Source organism: Planktothrix tepida PCC 9214 (assembly GCF_900009145.1).
Lineage (GTDB): Bacteria > Cyanobacteriota > Cyanobacteriia > Cyanobacteriales > Microcoleaceae > Planktothrix > Planktothrix tepida.
The window spans coordinates 1-202 of record NZ_LN889843.1 but is presented as its reverse complement, the minus strand read 5'-3'; the positions used below and the strand labels follow the sequence as shown (position 1 = coordinate 202).

General features: G+C 54.5%; 1 rRNA gene. It reads left to right on the top strand.

The window, feature by feature from the left end:
• A 16S ribosomal RNA gene (locus PL9214_RS29405) occupies positions 1–202 on the top strand; the annotation flags it as partial.

The window sequence follows — 202 nt, the reverse complement described above, 5'->3', positions numbered from 1 at the left end:
AGAACCTGCCTGTTGGACGGGGACAACAGTTGGAAACGACTGCTAATCCCGGATGAGCCGAGAGGTAAAAGATTAATCGCCAACAGAGGGGCTTGCGTCTGATTAGCTAGTTGGTGTGGTAAGAGCGCACCAAGGCGACGATCAGTAGCTGGTCTGAGAGGATGATCAGCCACACTGGGACTGAGACACGGCCCAGACTCCT